24 protein-coding genes and 3 pseudogenes are annotated in these 19,294 nt (G+C 60.5%); 7 read left to right on the top strand and 20 right to left on the bottom strand.

Annotated elements, in window-relative coordinates; translation table 11 throughout:
• Positions 1 to 228 precede the first annotated feature (228 nt).
• The 5 genes from IPK17_RS20890 (at position 229) to IPK17_RS20870 (ending at position 4,173) form a co-directional block, all read left to right on the top strand.
• On the top strand, positions 229 to 798 hold the full coding sequence (locus tag IPK17_RS20890; RefSeq protein ID WP_343419638.1) for a tetratricopeptide repeat protein: 570 nt from the start codon (positions 229 to 231) through the stop codon (positions 796 to 798).
• Positions 799 to 879: 81 nt separating this feature from the next.
• Positions 880 to 1,515, top strand: a complete 636-nt coding sequence (locus tag IPK17_RS20885) for a tetratricopeptide repeat protein (protein WP_343419637.1) — start codon at positions 880 to 882, stop codon at positions 1,513 to 1,515.
• Positions 1,516 to 1,522: 7 nt separating this feature from the next.
• Complete coding sequence (locus IPK17_RS20880; RefSeq protein WP_343419636.1) at positions 1,523 to 2,221, top strand: periplasmic substrate-binding domain-containing protein; 699 nt, start codon at positions 1,523 to 1,525, stop codon at positions 2,219 to 2,221.
• Complete coding sequence (locus tag IPK17_RS20875; RefSeq protein WP_343419635.1) at positions 2,218 to 3,096, top strand: ABC transporter substrate-binding protein; 879 nt, start codon at positions 2,218 to 2,220, stop codon at positions 3,094 to 3,096. Before IPK17_RS20880 ends, IPK17_RS20875 begins: the two co-directional genes overlap by 4 nt.
• Positions 3,097 to 3,180: 84 nt before the next feature.
• Positions 3,181 to 4,173, top strand: a complete 993-nt coding sequence (locus IPK17_RS20870; RefSeq protein ID WP_343419634.1) for a hypothetical protein — start codon at positions 3,181 to 3,183, stop codon at positions 4,171 to 4,173.
• Between the two features lie 143 nt (positions 4,174 to 4,316).
• Here the strand turns inward: IPK17_RS20870 and IPK17_RS20865 are convergent, their stop codons facing one another.
• Positions 4,317 to 5,099, bottom strand: a complete 783-nt coding sequence (locus IPK17_RS20865) for an SH3 domain-containing protein (protein WP_343419633.1) — start codon at positions 5,097 to 5,099, stop codon at positions 4,317 to 4,319.
• A 217-nt stretch (positions 5,100 to 5,316) separates the two neighbouring features.
• Positions 5,317 to 6,021, bottom strand: coding sequence for a DUF5666 domain-containing protein (locus IPK17_RS20860; RefSeq protein ID WP_343419632.1), 705 nt, complete (start codon positions 6,019 to 6,021; stop codon positions 5,317 to 5,319).
• A 390-nt stretch (positions 6,022 to 6,411) separates the two neighbouring features.
• Between IPK17_RS20860 and IPK17_RS20855 the strand changes: the two genes are divergently transcribed.
• Complete coding sequence (locus tag IPK17_RS20855) at positions 6,412 to 6,780, top strand: ArsR/SmtB family transcription factor (protein ID WP_343419631.1); 369 nt, start codon at positions 6,412 to 6,414, stop codon at positions 6,778 to 6,780.
• Positions 6,781 to 6,809: 29 nt separating this feature from the next.
• Positions 6,810 to 7,133: a hypothetical protein gene (locus IPK17_RS20850; RefSeq protein ID WP_343419630.1), complete on the top strand. Its 324-nt coding sequence runs from the start codon at positions 6,810 to 6,812 to the stop codon at positions 7,131 to 7,133.
• Positions 7,134 to 7,190: 57 nt separating this feature from the next.
• Here the strand turns inward: IPK17_RS20850 and IPK17_RS20845 are convergent, their stop codons facing one another.
• The 18 genes and pseudogenes from IPK17_RS20845 to IPK17_RS20760 all read right to left on the bottom strand — a co-directional run.
• Positions 7,191 to 7,820 (bottom strand): hypothetical protein, encoded by a 630-nt coding sequence (locus tag IPK17_RS20845; protein WP_343419629.1) that lies wholly within the window; start codon positions 7,818 to 7,820, stop codon positions 7,191 to 7,193.
• Between the two features lie 6 nt (positions 7,821 to 7,826).
• Entirely contained in the window at positions 7,827 to 8,975 is a 1,149-nt protein-coding gene (locus tag IPK17_RS20840; RefSeq protein ID WP_343419628.1) for a CobW family GTP-binding protein, read from the bottom strand.
• A 15-nt stretch (positions 8,976 to 8,990) separates the two neighbouring features.
• Positions 8,991 to 10,022: a WD40 repeat domain-containing protein gene (locus IPK17_RS20835; RefSeq protein ID WP_343419627.1), complete on the bottom strand. Its 1,032-nt coding sequence runs from the start codon at positions 10,020 to 10,022 to the stop codon at positions 8,991 to 8,993.
• Positions 10,010 to 10,264, bottom strand: coding sequence for a CobW C-terminal domain-containing protein (locus tag IPK17_RS20830; protein ID WP_343419674.1), 255 nt, complete (start codon positions 10,262 to 10,264; stop codon positions 10,010 to 10,012). Before IPK17_RS20830 ends, IPK17_RS20835 begins: the two co-directional genes overlap by 13 nt.
• Before the next feature lie 29 nt (positions 10,265 to 10,293).
• Entirely contained in the window at positions 10,294 to 11,361 is a 1,068-nt protein-coding gene (locus IPK17_RS20825) for a CobW family GTP-binding protein (RefSeq protein WP_343419626.1), read from the bottom strand.
• Positions 11,362 to 11,384: 23 nt separating this feature from the next.
• Positions 11,385 to 11,612 (bottom strand): FmdB family zinc ribbon protein, encoded by a 228-nt coding sequence (locus tag IPK17_RS20820; protein ID WP_343419625.1) that lies wholly within the window; start codon positions 11,610 to 11,612, stop codon positions 11,385 to 11,387.
• Positions 11,599 to 11,811, bottom strand: a complete 213-nt coding sequence (locus tag IPK17_RS20815; protein ID WP_343419624.1) for a hypothetical protein — start codon at positions 11,809 to 11,811, stop codon at positions 11,599 to 11,601. Before IPK17_RS20815 ends, IPK17_RS20820 begins: the two co-directional genes overlap by 14 nt.
• Positions 11,808 to 12,038 carry a hypothetical protein gene (locus IPK17_RS20810; protein WP_343419623.1) on the bottom strand — a complete coding sequence of 77 codons (231 nt, stop codon included), beginning with the start codon at positions 12,036 to 12,038 and terminating at the stop codon, positions 11,808 to 11,810. Before IPK17_RS20810 ends, IPK17_RS20815 begins: the two co-directional genes overlap by 4 nt.
• 5 nt (positions 12,039 to 12,043) lie before the next feature.
• On the bottom strand, positions 12,044 to 12,496 hold the full coding sequence (locus tag IPK17_RS20805; RefSeq protein ID WP_343419622.1) for a (2Fe-2S) ferredoxin domain-containing protein: 453 nt from the start codon (positions 12,494 to 12,496) through the stop codon (positions 12,044 to 12,046).
• Positions 12,489 to 12,689, bottom strand: a complete 201-nt coding sequence (locus IPK17_RS20800; RefSeq protein ID WP_343419621.1) for a metal ABC transporter permease — start codon at positions 12,687 to 12,689, stop codon at positions 12,489 to 12,491. The genes IPK17_RS20805 and IPK17_RS20800 overlap by 8 nt, the downstream gene beginning before the upstream one ends.
• 112 nt (positions 12,690 to 12,801) lie before the next feature.
• A pseudogene (locus IPK17_RS20795) lies at positions 12,802 to 13,233 on the bottom strand (metal ABC transporter permease); the annotation flags it as partial.
• Positions 13,170 to 13,355: a hypothetical protein gene (locus IPK17_RS20790; protein WP_343419620.1), complete on the bottom strand. Its 186-nt coding sequence runs from the start codon at positions 13,353 to 13,355 to the stop codon at positions 13,170 to 13,172. The gene IPK17_RS20790 and the pseudogene IPK17_RS20795, both read right to left, overlap by 64 nt.
• Positions 13,352 to 14,104 carry a metal ABC transporter ATP-binding protein gene (locus IPK17_RS20785; RefSeq protein ID WP_343419619.1) on the bottom strand — a complete coding sequence of 251 codons (753 nt, stop codon included), beginning with the start codon at positions 14,102 to 14,104 and terminating at the stop codon, positions 13,352 to 13,354. Before IPK17_RS20785 ends, IPK17_RS20790 begins: the two co-directional genes overlap by 4 nt.
• Positions 14,101 to 15,308, bottom strand: a pseudogene (locus IPK17_RS20780) (GTP-binding protein). Before IPK17_RS20780 ends, IPK17_RS20785 begins: the two are co-directional and overlap by 4 nt.
• A gap of 27 nt (positions 15,309 to 15,335) precedes the next feature.
• Positions 15,336 to 16,529 (bottom strand): annotated as a pseudogene (locus tag IPK17_RS20775) (GTP-binding protein); the annotation flags it as partial.
• 19 nt (positions 16,530 to 16,548) lie between these two features.
• Entirely contained in the window at positions 16,549 to 16,731 is a 183-nt protein-coding gene (locus IPK17_RS20770; protein WP_343419617.1) for a bL28 family ribosomal protein, read from the bottom strand.
• A 121-nt stretch (positions 16,732 to 16,852) separates the two neighbouring features.
• Positions 16,853 to 18,970, bottom strand: a complete 2,118-nt coding sequence (locus IPK17_RS20765) for a metal ABC transporter solute-binding protein, Zn/Mn family (RefSeq protein WP_343419616.1) — start codon at positions 18,968 to 18,970, stop codon at positions 16,853 to 16,855.
• A 20-nt stretch (positions 18,971 to 18,990) separates the two neighbouring features.
• On the bottom strand, positions 18,991 to 19,294 hold a 304-nt coding region (locus IPK17_RS20760; protein WP_343419615.1), incomplete at its 5' end, for a Fur family transcriptional regulator.

The raw sequence follows: 19,294 nt of genomic DNA, 5'->3' as shown, positions 1-19,294 counted from the left end.
TGCTGCTGCTCGTCGTCCCGGCCTTCGCGCAGGACGCCACCCCGACGCCGCTCCCGCCTGAACCGATCCCCGACTGCCCGACGTTCGAGACCGAACCAACGGACATCCGCGTCGGCTACTACATGGGGCAAGGGAGCGCCTATCTGGCGACTAGTCAGTTGATCGAGGCCAAAATCGCGTTCGCCTGCGTGGTCGAAGTCATCGAGCCGAGCTTATATCGCCGGATGGATGGGACGCGCCGAAACCTACTTCCATCTGCGCGAGTTTGTCCGCGCGCAGTACGACTACAATACGGCACTGGATTACGACCCCAACCTGAAGGAAGCATTCAACAATCGCGGCGTAGTCTTCGCGGCGCAGTACGATTTTGCCCGCGCCGAAGCGGATTTTCAGCGCGCGATCGAACTGGATGGCACTTATCTGGTCGCCGTGAGCAATCTGGCCATGATCCGCGCGGCGCAGGGGGATTACCGCGGCGCGCTCAGTGTGCTGGAAGACGCGGTAGTCGCCTCTGGCATTGACGGCGTGATCGCGGAGTATGCTGACCCCGAACGCCCCGACAACGCCACGCCGATCCCGTTCGATCCGCTCGCGGCACGCCTGTACGCGCTGCTCGGCATCATCAGCGAGGCGCAGGCACGCGATCAGTTCAACGCGTATTTGTACCTGTACAACGAATCGCAGCAGTTCCCAGATCAGCGCATTGCCGATGTGGCTGGCGCGCTCGACTCGCGCTTCACCTTTGATCTACGCTTGGACGATGGATCGTGGCTGATCCTCGACGATTTCCTGTCGTGAGGGCGATCATGGGACGTCTGCTGCTGGTGCTGCTGTGCGCGCTCATTCCCTTAGGCGCGGTCGGGCGCAGGCTGAGGTGGAATGCGCCCCACCGCCCGCCGGAATCAGCGCGGCGTATTCGTATTACGTCGGCTGGGGGATGCGCAGTTGGCGCGTCAGGCCTATGCCGCCGCTGTCGTGCACTATACCTGCGCGCTCCAGCTCGATCCGGATTATGCGCCCGCTTACGCGCGCCGGGGTTACGCACAGATCAACTTAGGTGACGGTGACGCGGCCATGAACGACTATAACCGCGCGCTCGAACTGGATGAAGCGCTGGTGGAAGGCTATATCAATCGCGGGGCATTGTATGTGCAGTTGGGTAATTTCGGGCTGGCCATCGGCGATTTTACGCTGGCGGCGCAGCTCGACCCCAACAGCGTGTCGGCGCTGAACAACCGCGCCATCGTCCACGCGATTGAAGGCAATTACGCCGAGGCGATTGCTGATCTGGAAGCGGCTATCGCGCTGGATCCGGACGTCGCGCCCCCGTATGCGACGCTGGCGGCGGTCTATTCGGCGCTGGCGGCGGAAAACTATCAGCGCTTTGTCGCTGTGAGCGGGTCGGTGGCGCGCTTGCCCGCCGGGACACCGCCCGAAGTGCTGGTCGCCATCGACGACAGCCTGCGCAATGGCAATTACACGTTCTGGCTCACGCTCGTCACACCGGGGGAGTGAGGTCGCCATGAAACCGCTTGTAGTGCTGCTGCTCTGCTGTGTGCTGGTGGGGGGCGTCTCCGCGCAGGATGGCGGGCGCGGTGTGGTGCGCACCAGCTACCGTGACGATGGCGCTTTAGTGCAGCTCCTGCTGCCGACGCTCTATGCGCTCGACCCGGCAACCGGGCTGCCGACGGCAGCGGGTGCGGGCAATTTTGGTCTGGTGCTCAACCCGGGAGCGGGGCCGGTGCTGCATCTGCGCGACGATCTGCTGTGGGGGGATGGCATGCCCGTCACCGCCTACGATGTGTTGTACAAATATGTGATCGACGCGACCACCAGCTACGCCGATGCGGACGGGCTGCACGTCTTCAACGATTTCATCGTGGGCGCACGGTTGATCGATGAGTACACGCTCGAACTGGATTTTCTCGATCAAACCTGCGCCGCGCCCGTCCGCGTGAATCAAGCGCTGCCACTGGCTCACGTACGCGCGCCAGACTTTCGCGCGTTCGTCGACGCGGTCGGCACTCCCGACGAACTGCTGACGCTTCCTGAATGGATCGCCGCGTATCGCGCTTATTTTGCTGACCGTGTCCCGCGGTCTACGTCCACGCTGCCCCTGCCGGGGACGCCGTTTCAACTGATGGAGGCGCAGTCTGATCAGGGGCTGCATCTAGTTTCCGACGATCTGGCCGTCGTCTATTCGCCAGCCCCGGCGGGATGACCCCGGTCGAACGCTTCCTCACCGGGCAGACCAATCTGCTGCTCGACGTGCCGTTTGACCGCCGCGCCGATGTGCGCGCCGCGCGCGACGTTCAGATCGCCGAGATGCCCGGCGGATCGTGGGATATGCTGCTATTCAACCTTGCCGACCCTACGCGCCCGCGTGATGCCTATGACGAAGACGGAGCACGGCGCGATCAAGGGCAGCACCCGCTGTTCGGCGATCTCCGCGTGCGGCGGGCGGTGCAGTTGGCGATCAACGTAGACGAGGTGATCGAGAGCGCGTTTCACGGGAACGCCACGCGCATTGCGGCCAACTACCCGCCGACCTCGTGGGCGTTCGATCCCGACCTTGCGCCGCTCGGTTACGATCCCACCGAGGCCGAGCGCCTGCTCGATGAGGCGGGGTGGGTCGATGTGGACGGGGATGGCGTTCGCAACTGCTACCACTGCCTCTACGGGACGGAAGGCATGGACTTCTATTTTCTGATCGGCCTTGACCCGCAGCAGGCCTGGCGAGCAGCTATGCGGCGGCTGAATCGGTCAGCCGCCAACTGCGGCGCGTCGGCCTTGCGGCTCAGGTCTCAGAATCGCCCAGCGCCCGCCTGCAGGAATTTGACGCCTACTGGTTCGCGTTTGGGGCAGAAACCGCGCTCAACCGTGATCCGGATCAGGCGGCGCTGTGGTCGACGGCGGCGGATGTGGTGGACTCGGGGGACAATCCCGGGTCATATTCCAATCCGCGCGTCGACGCGCTGCTCGAACAAGCGCGGATGCTCCCCGGTTGTGACGTCGAGCAGCGGGCGGCGCTGTACCGCGAAGTCTCCGCGCTCTTGCAGGCCGATCAGCCCGCGGTGGGCTGTATGCGCGGCATGAGTTCTACGCCGCGCGGGGCATCGAGAATTTCGCGCCCTATCCCGATAATCCCCTGTGGAATGTGACGACGTGGAGGGTGCATCCGTGAACAACCTGCTCCGTTTCAGCCTCATGGTTGTGCTGCTCACATTGGTCTCGCTTCCCGCTCACGCGCAAACCGATTTCGTGGGCGTAGTGCGCGTCGAAAGCGCTTTTGCGCGTGCCCTACCCGCCTTTGACGCCGAACCACTCGCGTCCGTGTTTGACGACGAACGGCTGGAAATCATCAGCCGCAACCTTGACGGCTCGTGGTTTGAGGTGCGCCGACCGGGGCGCTTCAACACGCTCGGTTGGGTCTTCGAAGGCATCATGGACTGGGATTTCCAGCCCGAACTGCTCCCGCTGGGCGACTTCACAACGGGCGTGGTCGGCCCCTACCCGCTGACCCAGTCCACGGATGACGCCATTTACGTCAACGAAGGCGCGTATCTGCGCGAACAACCGCTGCGCCGCGCTCGGATGATCATGGAACTCCCCGCGCTGATTACGATTCCGGTGCTCGGGCGCAATCAGGATGGCTCGTGGGTGTTCGTCAACTACCTCGGGCAGCAAGGTTGGATGATCGCGTTTGCGGGGCGACCGATCCCCAATTGGCTGCACATCCCCATGCCGCCCAATCTGCCCCTGTTGGAGACGCCGCCCGTCGTGACCATCCCGGTCGAGCTGCAGCAGGCGCAAATCGACCGCCTGCGCGCGTTCATCCACGAGCGCTATGCGCTGGCGGCGGGCTCGAGACGTTCTGGTGGCGTGTGTTTCGCGGGGAGATTATGCCGTGTGCCGCGCCGCCGGAAATCGTCGACTACCCCTACGGTGAAGCCGATGTGCGCGAACTGCCGGGTTCGGACGCTATGCGCCGGAGGTCGCCAAGCCGTCGCTTACCTGAACCGCGCCCGCGAACCGCTGCTGCACTGTGGCATCGTCGGCCCGGAGGTGACGATTGACGCGCGCAACGCGGCAATCAACGCGCGGGTGGTGTTCGATGCGACGCTCGAACGACTGCAAATTCTGGAAGACGAGGTCGTGCAGGTGCGCCGCTGACGTGAGTTAGGACTAACCGTTTCGACCCCACTCCCGACCCCTCCCGAATTCAGGAGGGGAGACAGCAAAAGAGTTATTTTTCTATCCGCCCCTAGTTGGGGAGCGGTGCGGAGTGCGGGTGCGCCCGAACGGATTCCAGGCTGCTACCCGCGCCACGGGGTCGGGGACGGCGTGGGCGTGAACGTGGCGGTCGGGATCGGCGTCGGGGTGTAGATGCCCGTATAGGGTTTCTCAAACGTCCCGCCCGTCTGCAACAAACACACCTGCTGCCAGTTGTAGCGGTAGCTCGAATTTGTCCAGTACGGCGCGACGCGCCACGTGTACGTGCCCATCTCCCACGGTAAGTCACTCAGGATGATGCGTGACTGGGGCTGGGTGCTGTCGAAGGCGCGGCGGTCACCCGTCGGCGAAATGACGATCACGCTGTAGACGTTCGCGCCCGTCAGCGCGGGGAACGTCACCGCCAAGGCGGTATCGCCCGCCATGAAATTCCCCGTCAAGGTGAACTGTCCCTGCCACTGCGAACACAGGTCTTCCGAGAGATCGAAGCTGTCCGGCACACGTCCGTTGGCATCGCGCGGGAGCAATCGTCCGGTCGGCGGGATGGAGTTGAAGGCGACACTGGTGCGCAGCAGGCGGGCGTAAATCCACGCCAAACCGTCGCCGTATTCGACTTGCAGCCACTGCCGGCCATCCCAGCGCGTCAGAAAATCGCCCGCGCGTCCGACGACCACCAGCGACGTATCACGCGGGATGCGCCCAATTGTGGGATAGGCGAAATCCGGACCCGCGCGCACCTCCGCCTGATCAACCGTCACCAGCGCGTAGATGGAATTGATCGGCGGTTCCTTGGCGCGGAGGGCAGCGCTTCCAGCGTACGCCAGCAGCAGGATGAACAGGGCCAGCAGCGGAATGATGCTTCTCATGGGAGTCCTCTCGCAGCGAATCAGCACATCTGCTTCCATTATAGGACTGCGCGGGGGGGCGGCGACTTGACGCTCGCCCCACGGTTGCGCGTTGATAGGCAGATGGTAGCTTGAGCGAGACCTAGGCAGATCCCAAAATTCCAAAGCACTCGGGTTATGAAGGGAAGAGAACCAACCAGTGTCGCGGTAGTTGGCCAACAGGAAACAAACAACCGCTTTATTGTCCTCGCTGGTGAGTAATCGTCAGCTCCGGGATTATGCGAGACACTTTCCCACTCTCGGTTACCCCCATGCAATCGTTTCCCATACCCATCCCGTCACAATGCCAGTGTCCCATCCCCATAGCATCCACGTGATACCAGCAGTTACTTTCGACACTGACATTGTCAACGATGGCAATATTCACGACGACGAGGACAATCCCGGCGTTAGTGGTCTGGAAATTGCCTTGCAGACTGACGAAACTGCCGGGTTGCACGGTTTGCAGCAGGGGATCGTTAGGCGCGAGCTGAACAGAAATACTGTTAACGACCAGAATATTTCCGTCGATGGCTTCCACGGGGCCGTCAAGGCCGACAGTCGCGCGATTGTCCGCCGCGGGGGCTGCTGCATTTGGAAGGTTGCTGACCGCTGCGGCGAGCACCACACCGCTGTCGTTCAGCACACCTTCTACTCGAACCACATCCCCCACGTCAATGATCTGGAAAATCGGGTGGTCGGGTTCGACGTCAATCTGAAAGCCATAGATGGTTATCACATGATCCGTGATGCTGTTCACTGGCCCTTCAATCGTGACCAGCCTGTCTGCGGTTGGCGTCGGCAGGGGAATAGGTGTACCAGACGGAATTACTTGAGCAGTGGGCGGCAGCGTTACGGTCAGACTCGGCCTGAATTCTGACGCAACCGAGAGCGTTATCACCATGACCTCCAAGGAGACTGACTGCCCCTTCATCGCCGCTCTGAGCCTGTGTGATGAGTTGCTGCTCATTCGGTGGCTGGTGCATGAACTGTCCATAACCTGACGAGTGTGTCCCAGCTCTTCACAATCTGGCCGCACATCCTTACGGATTCAAATGCCACAACCCAATTCCAGTGTGCTTGGAGAATCGGGTAAATCCGCTAGTGTTACGGCAAGGTCATTCCATATGCCTCACTCTTAAGATCATCCCTGAAGAAGCGCGGTTGACTATCGTAGCTTGCCACAGTTTGCCTCCTTGTTCGCGAAGAAACGGCGCTCATGAGAATAGCCCTGCTTTTTCAATGCACAAACGATATCTTTAATGTCTGAATAGATGTTCATATGTGAGCAGCAATGAAACAGAAACAAGAACTTAATGACCTCTACTGTGAGGACGCTGTCATTCATCCGGAGCAGGTCGCACATGCCCGTCTCCATCTCATCGACGGTGACAATGCTCTAAAACTCGCGGATTTCTTCAAGATGCTCGGTGACCCAACACGATTCGCATCATGTCGGCGCTGGCGGATACAGAACTGTGTGTATGACATTGCTGCAGTTGTCGGTATTTCACAATCGGCAGTATCGCATCAACTGCGTCTCCTACGTACCGCCGGTTTAGTCAAGCCGCGTAAATCTGGCAAACATGTGATGTACACGCTCGATGACCACCACGTATCGGAGTTGTTCCGGTGTGGTCTAGAACATATTTCCCATCGTTAAAGCACATATATTGAGAGGACATCTGCATTATGGCACACCACATTCATGAACAGCACCAGCATACGCATAGTGAGCACTGCGGACACATTCGGATCATCCACAACGGACATGTCGATTACCTGCATGATGGACATCTGCATCATATGCACGAAGATCATTATGATGAGCATGTGATCGAGATCAGTGATGCCAACCCAAACATTTGCAGCGCAATTTCGTGCGGTTGCGACCACATTGACTCTGGACATCCCTTAGTTCCGCATGGCGACCACTACGATTATCTGGTGAACGGACATTTGCACCACAAACACGGCGATCACTGCGATGATCACGGAACGGTTCAACTCGCGTAAGCCTGCCAACAACGCTGCCGCTCGGAGGGACAATATACTGTTCGACCGGCAGCAGCTTTATGAGTACGTGTGTTCGCTTTGCGCTTCAGCATTTACCACTGCCGCAAAGGTAACGTTTGCCAGTTCAAGCCACTGTGCAGACATCCGCTCCGCCAGTACACCCCCCTTGAAGCGCCTTCGCTGTGGATACGCCTCGATTGTGCGTGCCCGGTAACTCTGTTCATGAACTTCGACAACCCAGTGCTCATAAGCCGCGATCCAGAGAAATGCAGCATGTAAGAGCAGATAGGCATCGGAAAACCGAGTGTCCGCGCAACCGCTCGGCAGGTCGCGTTCCAGCCAAGCTGAAGGAGCAAGATCCGTTTCTGGTATCCACCGAACGTGGAAGCGATCCCGACCGATGAACAGACTGCCGCGCTCCGGCGCGGCAATCCACAGTCCCCAACCCCACAGCGTCAGTGCGCCATCCGGTATTGCCTCATACAGCGTATAGGCGCTGTGATAGCGCGGTTCCGGCGCTGGGCGTTTGATGAATCCATACTGCGTGAGCAGGTTGCCTTCAGCCCGGCGCACGTCACAGCCCCAGCACCACATTTGTTGATCGATGAGTCCGATCCCGGTCTTAAAGATGTCGTCCGGTAGGTTGAGGAGCCGCCCCCCAGCATGCTGACGATTTCGTTTCCCCATCTGGATCTACTTCCGCCAGCGCAGCCATTCCATCACACCATCTTTGATGCGCTCTAGTTCTGAAGCGGGTTGATTGATCGTCAACGCGCCTTCAAACCGGGCCTGCAAGTCCTCAGGATCGACGCCACCGTATGAGCCGATTACGACCAGCTGGGTGTGCGGTGTTTCGTCTGCGCGCCACGGCTCGCCAAACGTCAGGCTGACGCGCTTGCCGACGACATGCAGCACGCCCCGGTTCTCTGGCATTTCGCTGAGCTGGACGAAGCCTTTCGCACGGTAAACCGTGAGCGGCAAGTTCTCGACCGCCTTCCGCAGTCCTTTGAATGATAGTGGTTCGTCGGACCGCCAATTCCACGTCTCAAAGACAAGGCTGTGATCGGGATGATGGTGGTCGTGATCGTGGTCATTATCGTGATCGCGTTCGTGTTCATCGTGATCATGATGGTGATGCTCATGATCATGATCGGTCGGTACGCCCGCTTCCTGCACATGCACATCTTTTGGTGTCACCGCTTCCAGGCGTTCCGGCGCATACGCCCCCACTCCTAATACCAATTGGGGTGGGACTTTGCCATAGCTTGTTTCGAGGATCCGAGCGCGGGGCACGATCTCGCGTATCCACGTTCTGATTTCCTGAAGCTGCACTGCATCGACCAGATCGGCTTTGTTGATCACGACAATATCCGCCACACCGACCTGCGCCATGGCGAGGAAATACTGATCGCCTTCGAGCACATCGCCGCCTTGTTCAGCATCGATCACCGTGAGGATACTGTCGAGACGCACATACGGCTTGAGATCGGGCATCATAAACGTCGATGCAACGCCCGCCGGATCAGAGACACCGCTGGTCTCGATGATGATGTACTCCGGTTTTTCGGTGCGCCGCAGCAGATCGATCATCGCCCGCAGCAGATCGCCGCGAATGGTGCAGCAGATGCAGCCGTTCGACAGGCTGACCATATCGGCGTCATCGCCATCGACGCTGACCACCGACTGCGAATCAATGTTGACCGCGCCGAAGTCGTTGACCATCACTGCCACGCGCAGCCCGTGATCGCTGTGCAGCAGATGATTGAGCAGGGTGGTTTTGCCCGCGCCGAGAAAGCCCGTCAGGATGGTGATCGGGATGGGTGTACGTGCTGATTGTGTCATTTTCCTCAAGACCTCTTATTCAGGGACTATTTCTGTTACGATCACTGCGCCTTGGTCATCGCCCATGAGGAGCAGTCGGTCATCCGGCGACCAGGCGACGTGCGAAACCGCACCCAGGCCGCGAAAGCCGCCGAGCGGCGCTTCACGCTTATCGGGCAGCCACACCAGGACCGCGCCATCCTGCCCACCGGAGGCGAGAACAGCGCCGCGCTGCTGAAAGGCGAGTGTGGTCAGCAGGTCTTGATGCGCGGTGAGCTGAATCGGCGTCGTCCCTTCAGGACCTTTGCCGCGGAACTTCCACACGATCACCGTTTCACCGCCGCCCGTCGCCAGATACTTGCTGAAGCGATCCCACGCGAGTTCGCGAACTTTCGTTGGATAGCCCCACATCATCGACGGTTCCGGTTTGCGCGCATCCCAGAAGATGATGCTGGAGTCCTGCTGCCCGGCGGCGAGGACGCGCCCATCCCGACTCCAGCACAAGCGCAGGGTTGATCCTTGCCATGTGAGTTTGCGGATCGGTTCGGCGCTGCTGGCTGACCAGATGACCGCGCCGCCATACGCGCCAACCGCCAGATGATCCGTTCCCGGTTTCCACGCAATATCGGTAACCGTGCTGGCATGATCGCTGTACTCGCGGATTTGCTCTCCGTGCGCATTCCACAGCCGAACCAGCTTGCCCGCCGCCGTCGCCAGAAGATCGCCTTTGGGCGACCAGAGTGCGCGCTCACCCCAGCTCGCCCCGGTTTTCAGTGTGTGGAGCGCCTGCCCCGTCTGCACATCCCACAGGATCGCCTTACCGTCTTGCCCGATACTGGCGAGGCGCATGCTGTCGGGATGCCAGTCGAGCGCGTTCGTCCCCATGGCGTGACCGGGGAGCGCCGCCGTGACGCTCCCACTCATCGCATCGAAGACGCGAATCTCCCCACTGACAGCGGCGGCGGCAATTCGCTTGCCATCGGGCGACCATACCAACGCAATCACATAATCGTCGAGCGAAGCGCGCCAGCGCCCCACAAAGCGCACACGGGAAGCTACGCGAGACATGCGCGAAAATCCTCGTTCAACTGGGCGCGGTTCAGGTTGCGCCCGATGAAGATCAGCGCGTTATGGCGCAGTTCCAGCCCCCATGGGCGATCCGGACGGCCATCGAACAACATGTGCACACCCTGGAAAACGTAGCGTTCCGGCTGCCCCTGAATGCTCAATACACCCTTCATACGGAAGATGTCCTGCCCCTGTGTCCGCAGCAGGTTCCCTAACCAGCGGTTGAGCTTGTCCGCGTCCAGATCGCCGGGGACGGTGATCCCAACCGAGGTTACTTCTCATCATGTTCGTGATCCGGCTTGTACTCGCGGGTGAACTGCGCTTCAAGGCGCGTCGCGCCGTTGAACAGTGCCGCGCCGAATTCATCCGGGTGATGTTCGGTGAACAGCGTGTTTACGCCCGCTTTGGCGATCTGCACGACAAAGCGCGTGTCGCCGCTGTCGTTCAGGACGAGCTGAGTCAGCGTTTCGCCGGGGGTGAGCACCCCGCCGTGTGTCAGCTCGTGATCCTCGTCGCTGAATACAATCACCGCTCGTTCGACCAACGCTGCCCGCGCCGCATCGTCGCTGGCGCTCAAGGGCAGCAGACACACCTGCATCGCCGGATCGGGACCCTCTCCCATCACCCATTCGTACACGCCGGGCTGCAAGTCATACACGCCTGACCACTCGAACGGGTATTCCGGTTCCATGAACTTGGGATCGACTTCCAGCGCCCGGTCCACATTAAAGCCGCCGACATTCAGCACGCGCTCCATCTCGACGACGGCGTTCTGCGTCCGGTAGATTTTTGCGGCGGCGTTCATTGCGTGCAGGCGGGCTTCCAAGCGGTCGAGGTCGGCGGGCGCGACCAGATCGGTTTTATTGAGCAGGATGACATCGGCAAACGCGATCTGCTCCTGTGCTTCGTCGCTGTCATCGAGATGCTCCCAGATGTGCTTGGCATCGACGACGGTCACGATCCCGTCAAGGCGCAGATGACGTTCCAGTTCAGCGTCCATGTAGAAGGTCTGCGCAACCGGACCCGGATCGGCCAGCCCGGTCGTCTCGATCATGATGTAATCGAAGCGGTCGCGGCGCTTCATCAGGTTGCCGAGGATGCGGATCAAATCACCGCGCACGGTGCAGCAGATACAGCCGTTGTTCATCTCGAACACTTCTTCGTCCGCGCCGATCACCAGTTCATGATCGATGCCGACTTCCCCGAACTCATTTTCAATCACGGCGATGCGCTTGCCATGCTGCTCGGTCAAAATGCGGTTGAGCAGCGTCGTCTTGCCGCTGCCCAAAAAGCCCGTCAGCACGGTGACGGGAACACGGGTATCGGTCATGGTCGTCATATTTGTCCTCTTCTCAATCGTCTTTATCGACAGCAGTAGCAGCCCACAGCATGGTTCTTCTTGGGCGGCGCGCTCGTTTGAGCGGGGGCGCTGTTCCCTGCGCCGCGCAGGAAGGCCGGGACGCTCAACGCCCGCTGGGTGAGCAGGCTGTCACATTCCGGGCAGGGCAGCACATCGTCGGCTTCTTCCCACGAGCGGCGCGCTTCAAAGTGCGCCCCGCATTCGTCACAGGCATACTCATACAAGGGCATGGATCAGCTCCTTCAGTTCGTCCGCGTCGCGCAGTGTATGATCGGCGTGCGTACTCAGGTTGGCGGCGAAATACGGGTGACGCTCCCACAGCGCCTCGCTCACGAGCGCCAGTGTGATCACCGCGCGATCCGGTGCGCGTAAACTGTTCAGGATCAGGGCGAGCGCATCCGGCGTGGCGCTGCTCGAGACCGGGATCAACGCGGTGTCGCAGTCCAGCCGGTTGATCGTACTCGATCGCCGAATGCCAGCGTGCAGCACGCGCACCCGCCCGGCAAACGCCATGTCGGGTAATCGAGGCGCAGCGCTTGATCGGCGTTGTCGATCACCTGCACTTGCTCTCCACGCATCGTGAAGGCTTCGGCAAGGGCACGAACCGCAGCGCGTTTCTCGGCGTGATCCAGCCCGGTGATCGCAATCAGTTTCATCGCACTCACCCCACCGAATCGAGCGGCAGATAGGCTTGATCGCCGTTCAGCGCTGCACCCCACGCGAAGCCGTTGAACACCAGCTCACGCAGCGGGGCAGACGGCAGCATAAATCCAGCACTCGACAGCAGCCCTTCGATGTAGTCGTAGATCGCGACGATTAGCCGCTCGTCGTTGATGGAATGGAACCAGATTGGCTGACCGTCAAATTGCAGCAGCACGACATTCGCCAGCGAACAGGGACCTAAACAACCGCTTTGCGTCAGGTGAACGTGGTTGCGCAGTTTGCGCCGTTCCCATTCGTGGTGATACAGGTCTTGCTGGACAGTAGCAAAACCTTTGTCGGTGCGGCCACAGCAGCAGCCGAGCGAACACACAAACAGATGCCCGCGTTTCTTCACCATGTTGATCGTCTCGCCGTCCGCGCGGGTGACGACGGCCATCCGCGCCTCATTCATAGACCGTTTCCATTTCTTCCTCGTCTGCTTCGATCTGCCGAGAGCGGCGCAGGCTGTGAACGATCCACGCGGCGGCAAACAGTGCCGTCGCCGTCAGCACAATCGCCGCGCCGGACGAGACATCGGCGTAGTATGAGGCATACAACCCGACGATCCCCGACAGCACCGCGATTCCGATTGCAAGCGCAAACATGCGGCTGAGGCGCTGCGTGAGCAGGGCCGCCGCGGCCGCCGGGGTGATCAGGGAGCGCGCTCGTCATGACCACGCCGACCACCTGAATACTGCTCACGACCGTGAACGCCAGCAGGATCAGCAGCAGATAGCGCAGTCGGTTCGCCCGCAAGCCGATCACTTCGGCATGGATCGGGTCGAACGAGGTCAGTTCGAGTTCTTTGTGGAACAGCACCAGCAGCGCCAGCGTCCCTAAGGTGATCACCGCGATCAGAATGAGTTCATCCGTCGTCACACCGAGGATGTTGCCAAATAGGATGTGCGAGAGATCGCGGAACGAGCGCACCGTGCTGATCAGCAGGATGCCGAACGCGAACATCCCCGTGAACATGATGCCGATAGCGGTATCCTCGCGGATTGCGTCACGCCGCGACAGCCAGCCGATGCCGAGCGCCGTCAGCACCCCGGCGATCAGCGCGCCGCCGAATAAGCTCCACTGGTTCAGGTAGGCGACGACCAGACCGGGCAGCACGGTATGCGCCAGCGCATCCCCGATGAACGCCATGCGCCGCAAAACGACATATACGCCGATGCTGGCACAGCCAAGCCAACGAGCACTCCGGCGATCAGCGCGGTTTGCATGAAGCCAAAGCGAAACGGCTCGATCAACCACTCAAACAGATTCATACGCCCACCTTCATCCCGGTGAATGCTCCCGGCGGGGGCGCGACTTCGCGCCCATTTGCCAGATACAGCGCCGCGTCAAAATCCGTCTCCAACCGTCCGAGATCATGCGTGGCAGCGATCACGGTCTTACCCTGTTCGCCTAAGCGCGCCAGCACCGCGACGATGATCGCCCGTGTCTCGGCATCCACCGCATTGAGCGGCTCGTCGAGCAGCAGCAGATCGGCTTCTTGGGCTAATGCGCGTGCCAGCAGCGCCCGCTGCTGCTGCCCGCCGGAAAGCTGCCCGATCTGCCGTTCTGCCAGATCGCTTAAGCCAAGTTGATCGATCACGGTGTCGACCAGCGCGCGATCCTGCTGCGACGGACGCTTGAACCAACCCAGATGGACATAGCGCCCGGTCAAGACCAGGCGCCGCAGCGTGACTGGAAAGCGCCAGTCGATCTCGCCGCGCTGCGGCAAATAGGCGACCCGGTGATGACACGCCCCCGGCGGGTTGCCGTAGATGCGAATCTCGCCGCTGCGAATCGGCAGCAGTTTGGCGACGGCTTTGAGCAGCGTCGACTTGCCCGCGCCGTTCGCCCCGACCAGCGCCACCCGCGCCCCGACCGGGACCGTCAGGCTCACATCGCGCAGCGCCAAGCGCTTCGTTCCGGGGTAGACCAACGACAGTCGTTCGACCACGAGCGCGGGCGCGCCGGGGAGCGGGTCTTGATGCTGGCGGTGGCTGTAGGGCAGCGCGGGATGATTCATGATGCCGCCGCGTCTTCGTCCAGCAGCCATTCCGAGAACGGATCATCAAAGCGCCGCCACTTCTTCGCACCGAGCGCTATTTCAGCCTCGGTGAGCAGACATGAATCGAGCGCAGCGCGGATGGCTGCCTGATCCATCTCAATGCCGATCACGACAAGTTCCTGACGACGGTCGCCGTACTCACCCTCAAAATAGCCCCTGATCTCCGCCACCAGCGCGGGATCATCCGGATATTCGTCGGGCGGGGTATCCGCCCACCATTCGCCACCATAGTCGAGCGAAATCACATCACCCGCCTGTGACCACACGCCAACCATGTTGTGCCGCGTCGCCAGCCACACGAAGCCTTTCGAGCGCAGCACGCTGTCGAGCGCGTCGCTTTCCAGTACCTCCATCAAGCGTGCCGGGTGAAAGGGACGGCGGGCGCGGTAGACGAAACTGCCCACGCCGTACTCTTCGGTTTCTGGGGTATGCGGCTCACCGGACAGCCATTCGGAGAACGTCGAGGCCCGGTCAAAATCGAAGCGACCGGTGTTCAATATCTCGGTCAGCGTGACCTGTCCGTGATCCGCGTGGATCAGTTTCGCTTGTGGATTCAGCTTGTGCAGCAGTGCCCCGCCGGTGCAGTTGTTCAGGCTGCACCAGATCGATCTTGTTGACGATGATCACGTCCGCGAACTCAATTTGATCGACCAACAGATCGACAATCGTGCGCTCGTCGTCGGGCGTTACACCGATTCCGCGCTCCGCCATCGTATCGAGCGAGGCGACTGCGCATGATGTTGTGCGCGTCCACCACCGTGACCATCGTATCGAGGCGCGTGATGGCACTCAGTCCGCCATCCGTGTCGCTCACCGGAAAGGTGAACGTTTCCGCAATCGGCAGCGGCTCGGAAATGCCCGACGATTCGATCAACAGGTAATCGAAGCGTCCTTCCCGCGCTAACCGCGCGACTTCGACCAGCAGATCATCGCGCAGCGTGCAGCAGATACAGCCGTTGCTCATTTGCACCAGTTTTTCATCGGTCCGGCTGAGCGCTGCGCCGCCATCGCGCACCAACTGCGCATCGATATTGATCTCGCTCATGTCATTGACGATCACCGCGACGCGCAAGCCTTCGCGGTTGTGTAAGATGTGAGTGAGCAGGGTCGTCTTGCCTGCGCCCAGAAAGCCGGACAGGACGGTCACAGGAAGTCGGTTCATGAGCTTGCTCCGTTCGTCTGCCAGATCCGGGAATGGATCGGGGGGAAGGCCGCCCATCGATCTGGGAGTGAGCGCCATTTCTTCATCAGTAAGCAGCGCCGCATTGAGACGCGCCAGCATGTCCGCTTTCGCATGTCGATCCCGATGAAGACCACCTCCTGCCGCCGATCACCGAACGGCTCCCTGCCAGTATTCCGCGATGTATTCCAGCGTCACTGGGTCTTGGGCGCGTTGTGCCGCCGGAACGCCTGCCAGCCAGTTCGCGGGGGGGGGCAATCGCGGGCGACATGCCCGGACAGCGACCAGTTAATGCCGAGATTATGGCGTGAAGCCAACCACATGAAGCCTTTCGGAGCGCAGCACGGATTTCATCAGGTCACTCTTGATGAAGTCCATCACGCGTTGCGGGTGAAACGGGCGACGCGACCTGAAGACGAAGCTGCTGAGGCCGTATTCTTCGGTCTCTGGCGTATGCTCCCCTTGCAGTTCTTTCAACCAACCAGCGGAGCGCTGCGCGGCATCCATATCGAACAGGTTTGTGTTCAGAAGCGCTTGGGGCGCGACTCTTCCCTCCTGTGCGCGCACCAGCCGCGCCGTCGGGTTGAGCTTGCGCACGGCTTCTTCAACCCGCCCTAATTCCGCCTCGCTTACCAGATCGATCTTGTTGACTCCGGCGACATTGGCGAACTCCACTTGATCGATCAGCAGGTCGGAGACGGTGCGGCATCTGTTTCGCTTCTGCCATGCCGAGCGCCGCCAAGCGGGCCCCTGTTTCACATCTTCCAGCCAGACGCTGGCATCCACAACGGTCACCATCGTGTCCAGGCGCGATATCTCCATCAAACTGACGCTGTCCTCAGGCGTGGTGAACGAGAATGTCATGGCGACGGGCAGCGGCTCGGAAATTCCCGTTGATTCGATCAGCAGGTAGTCGAAGCGTCCTGCACGCGCCAGCCGCGCCACTTCGACCAGCAGGTCATCGCGCAGCGTGCAGCAGATGCAGCCGTTGGTCATCTCGACCAGCTTTTCTTCGGTGCGGCTGAGCGCAGCGCCGCCGTCGCGCACCAACTGCGCGTCGATGTTGACCTCGCTCATGTCGTTGACGATCACCGCGACGCGCAAGCCTTCGCGATTGTGCAGGATGTGATTGAGCAGCGTCGTCTTGCCCGCGCCGAGAAAGCCGGACAAGACCGTGACGGGAAGCCGATTCGTGATCGTCATTCGGTCAGCGCCTTCAGGCTCAAGCCGTGCCGCCGCAGGAATCCGGCAGCCCGATCCAGTCAATCGTGCGCAGTTCCTGCGCCGTCACGCGCACTTTGACAAACTGCCCGGTTTCCTCGACATAGATTGATTTGGATTGCAGATCTGGGTTGAACTTGCGCCGAGTCGCCCGCATCGAAAACGAACGCTGGTTGCCGAACATCGGCTTGTCTGGGTGATTTTGTGTTTGCCTGCCATCTATGGTTCCTATCTTGTCTTTGCGTGAAAGAAAGCGCGTGAACAAACCTGTCCACGCGCTTTTTCTGGATTGCGTGACGCTGCCGCTATTGCAGCGCGGTTGTGATCACATCTACGTTGTAACGCATCATCTCCAGATACGTCGCTCCCGGCGTTCCCGCCTGACCGAGCGCATCGGTGTACAGCGTCGGCGCAAGGACAACGCCAGCTTCATCGGCAATCCGCTGCATCAGGTCGGGATTGGTGACGTTCTCCGCGAAGATCGCCGGAACGCCTTCCGCCTGAATGAATTCGACGAGGTCCGCGATTTCGCCCGCGCTCGGATCCGCCGCTTCGGTGCTGACCGATTCCAGCGCCGACGAGATTTCGAAGCCGTATTCATCGCCGAAGTAACCGAACGTGTCGTGCGAGGTGACGAGGATGTGGTTCGCTTCCGGGATGGTTGCCACCTGTTCGCGGATGTAAGCATCGAGTTCGGTCAACTGCGCGGTATACGCCTCCGCATTGGCGTTGTAGGTGTCGGCGTTTGCCGCATCGGCTTCGACCAGCGCGGCGCGGATGTTTTCGACCATCACCACGGCGTTGTTGGGGTCATGCCAGATGTGCGGATCAAACTCGCCATGTTCGTGGGCATGGTCTTCACCTTCTGCGTGTTCATGCTCGCCGAGTTCACTCTCCGGTGCCATCCCGAAAGCCGCCAGCGCCGACGGCTTGCCGCCGACGAAGATTCGTTCTTCGGAGATTTCAAGCGTTTCGAGGTTGACGCCGCGAATGTCACCGGGCAGCGGTTCGCTGACATACGCCATGTGTCCGTTGACGACGAACGTCGGGCGGGCAGCAGCGCGGCCAGAAGCCGGCGCGAGGAACGGATCGACCACCTGCACGGTGCCTTCGACTGCGCCCGTCGCAATGTCGATCACATGCAGATTGCCATCAATCGTCAGCGCGACCAGCTTGGACGGGTCTTCGCCGTGAAAGCTGAAGCGCCACACGGGTGCCGGGGCTTCGATCACGATTTCGGCTGTGCCCGCGACCGGATCGACGCGCACAATGGTGTTTTGTCCGTAATTGCTGATCAGGTAGGGCGCGCCTTCGACAGCGTACAGCGTGCCGGTGCGCAGATCGGGGTTGTCTGTCGGGTTAGCAATTTTGCGCAACACTAACGTCTCGCCATCGCGCTCGACCAGCAGAATCCCGTCAGCACAGCCAAACGCGACACCCGTATCGCTGTAGGCAGCCTCACCGTGCAAGCCGGGGCATTCGGGGAAGCTCTGCACGATTTCGCCGTCGAGCGTCATGACATCCACGCCAATTGGTAGCGCGTCATCGGCATTTTCCATGTTCGGAGCAGACATCAATACGACATCGCCCATCGGCACAGCCACGCCGTGATGCGGGCGCGCCGTCGTCACCGTGACTGTTTCGCCTGCGAATAGATCTTCTTCAGTAAAGATCGTCGCCGCGCCATCGCCGTCGTGGAAGATGGCGATCTGGTCGTGATGTACGACATAGTGAATGGGGGTCGTCCCTTCAATCGCAACGTCAAGTAGCGCCGGACTGCCGAAATCAGTATGAAAGTGATCGTCGTGCGGCAGTGCCGGAACGCCGCTGTCGATCACGTTGGTGATCCCGCCGTTCGTTTGCACGGCGAAGGCGTAGCGCCCGCTCGGTGACGGATACAGCGATGCTGCTGCGGTCAGTTCAAAGTCCGCGATCACCTCGTTGCTGCGCAGATCGACGATCTGAACCGTCCCGCTTTCGTAGTCATTCACGATCAGGCGCGTGCCGACCATTGGCTCGCCTTCCATGTAGCCGCCGTCACCTTCACCTTCGTGTTCGTGGTCATGTCCTTCAAATGCCAGCGGTTCGATCCCATCGCTGACGACGACGCGCGTCGCGGTCGAACCGGAAGCGGTATACAGATCATCGAGCCACGTCTCGAATTCAAGGCCGTTCTCGAAAATCAGATCGGCTTCCGCCAGTGCGACCGCATCCTGCGGCGTGGGTTCATAAACATGGGAATCGCCGTCGGGACCCACCAGCACGGTGAGTTCAACCGCATCTCCGGCGATGTTCTGAACGAGATCGCCGAGAATGCTGTAAGTGGCGACCACCCGCAGCGGCGCATCCTGCGCTGCCGCTGGGAGTACAAGACCGAGACTGAGAAGTAAAAGGACAACGATAACCGAACGCATAGTACGCATGAACTCTCCCTAGAATGGAATTAGGAACGGGTCTGACAAAGGCTGCACATCCCAAGCAGTTGGATATGCGCGGCATGAAGTCGGTATCCGCGCTGCTGGGTGAGTGCTTCAAGCTGAAGCTGGAGCGCATCGCCTGCGAGAAACTCTGCTTTCCCGCACGAGATGCACACGAAAAGAGGACGTTCGCTGTCCTGCGCCAACACGTACTGATTGCAGTGATGCAGCCCATGAACGCGGCGCACAAAGCCAATTTCTTCCAGTGTGTCGAATAGGCGATAGACGGTGGCGCGCCCAGTATGCGGACGCTCACCGCGCACAAACTCC

The organism is Candidatus Flexifilum breve, assembly GCF_016713355.1.
The sequence above is the reverse complement of the archived record's forward strand: the minus strand, read 5'-3'. Positions and strand labels throughout refer to the sequence as shown.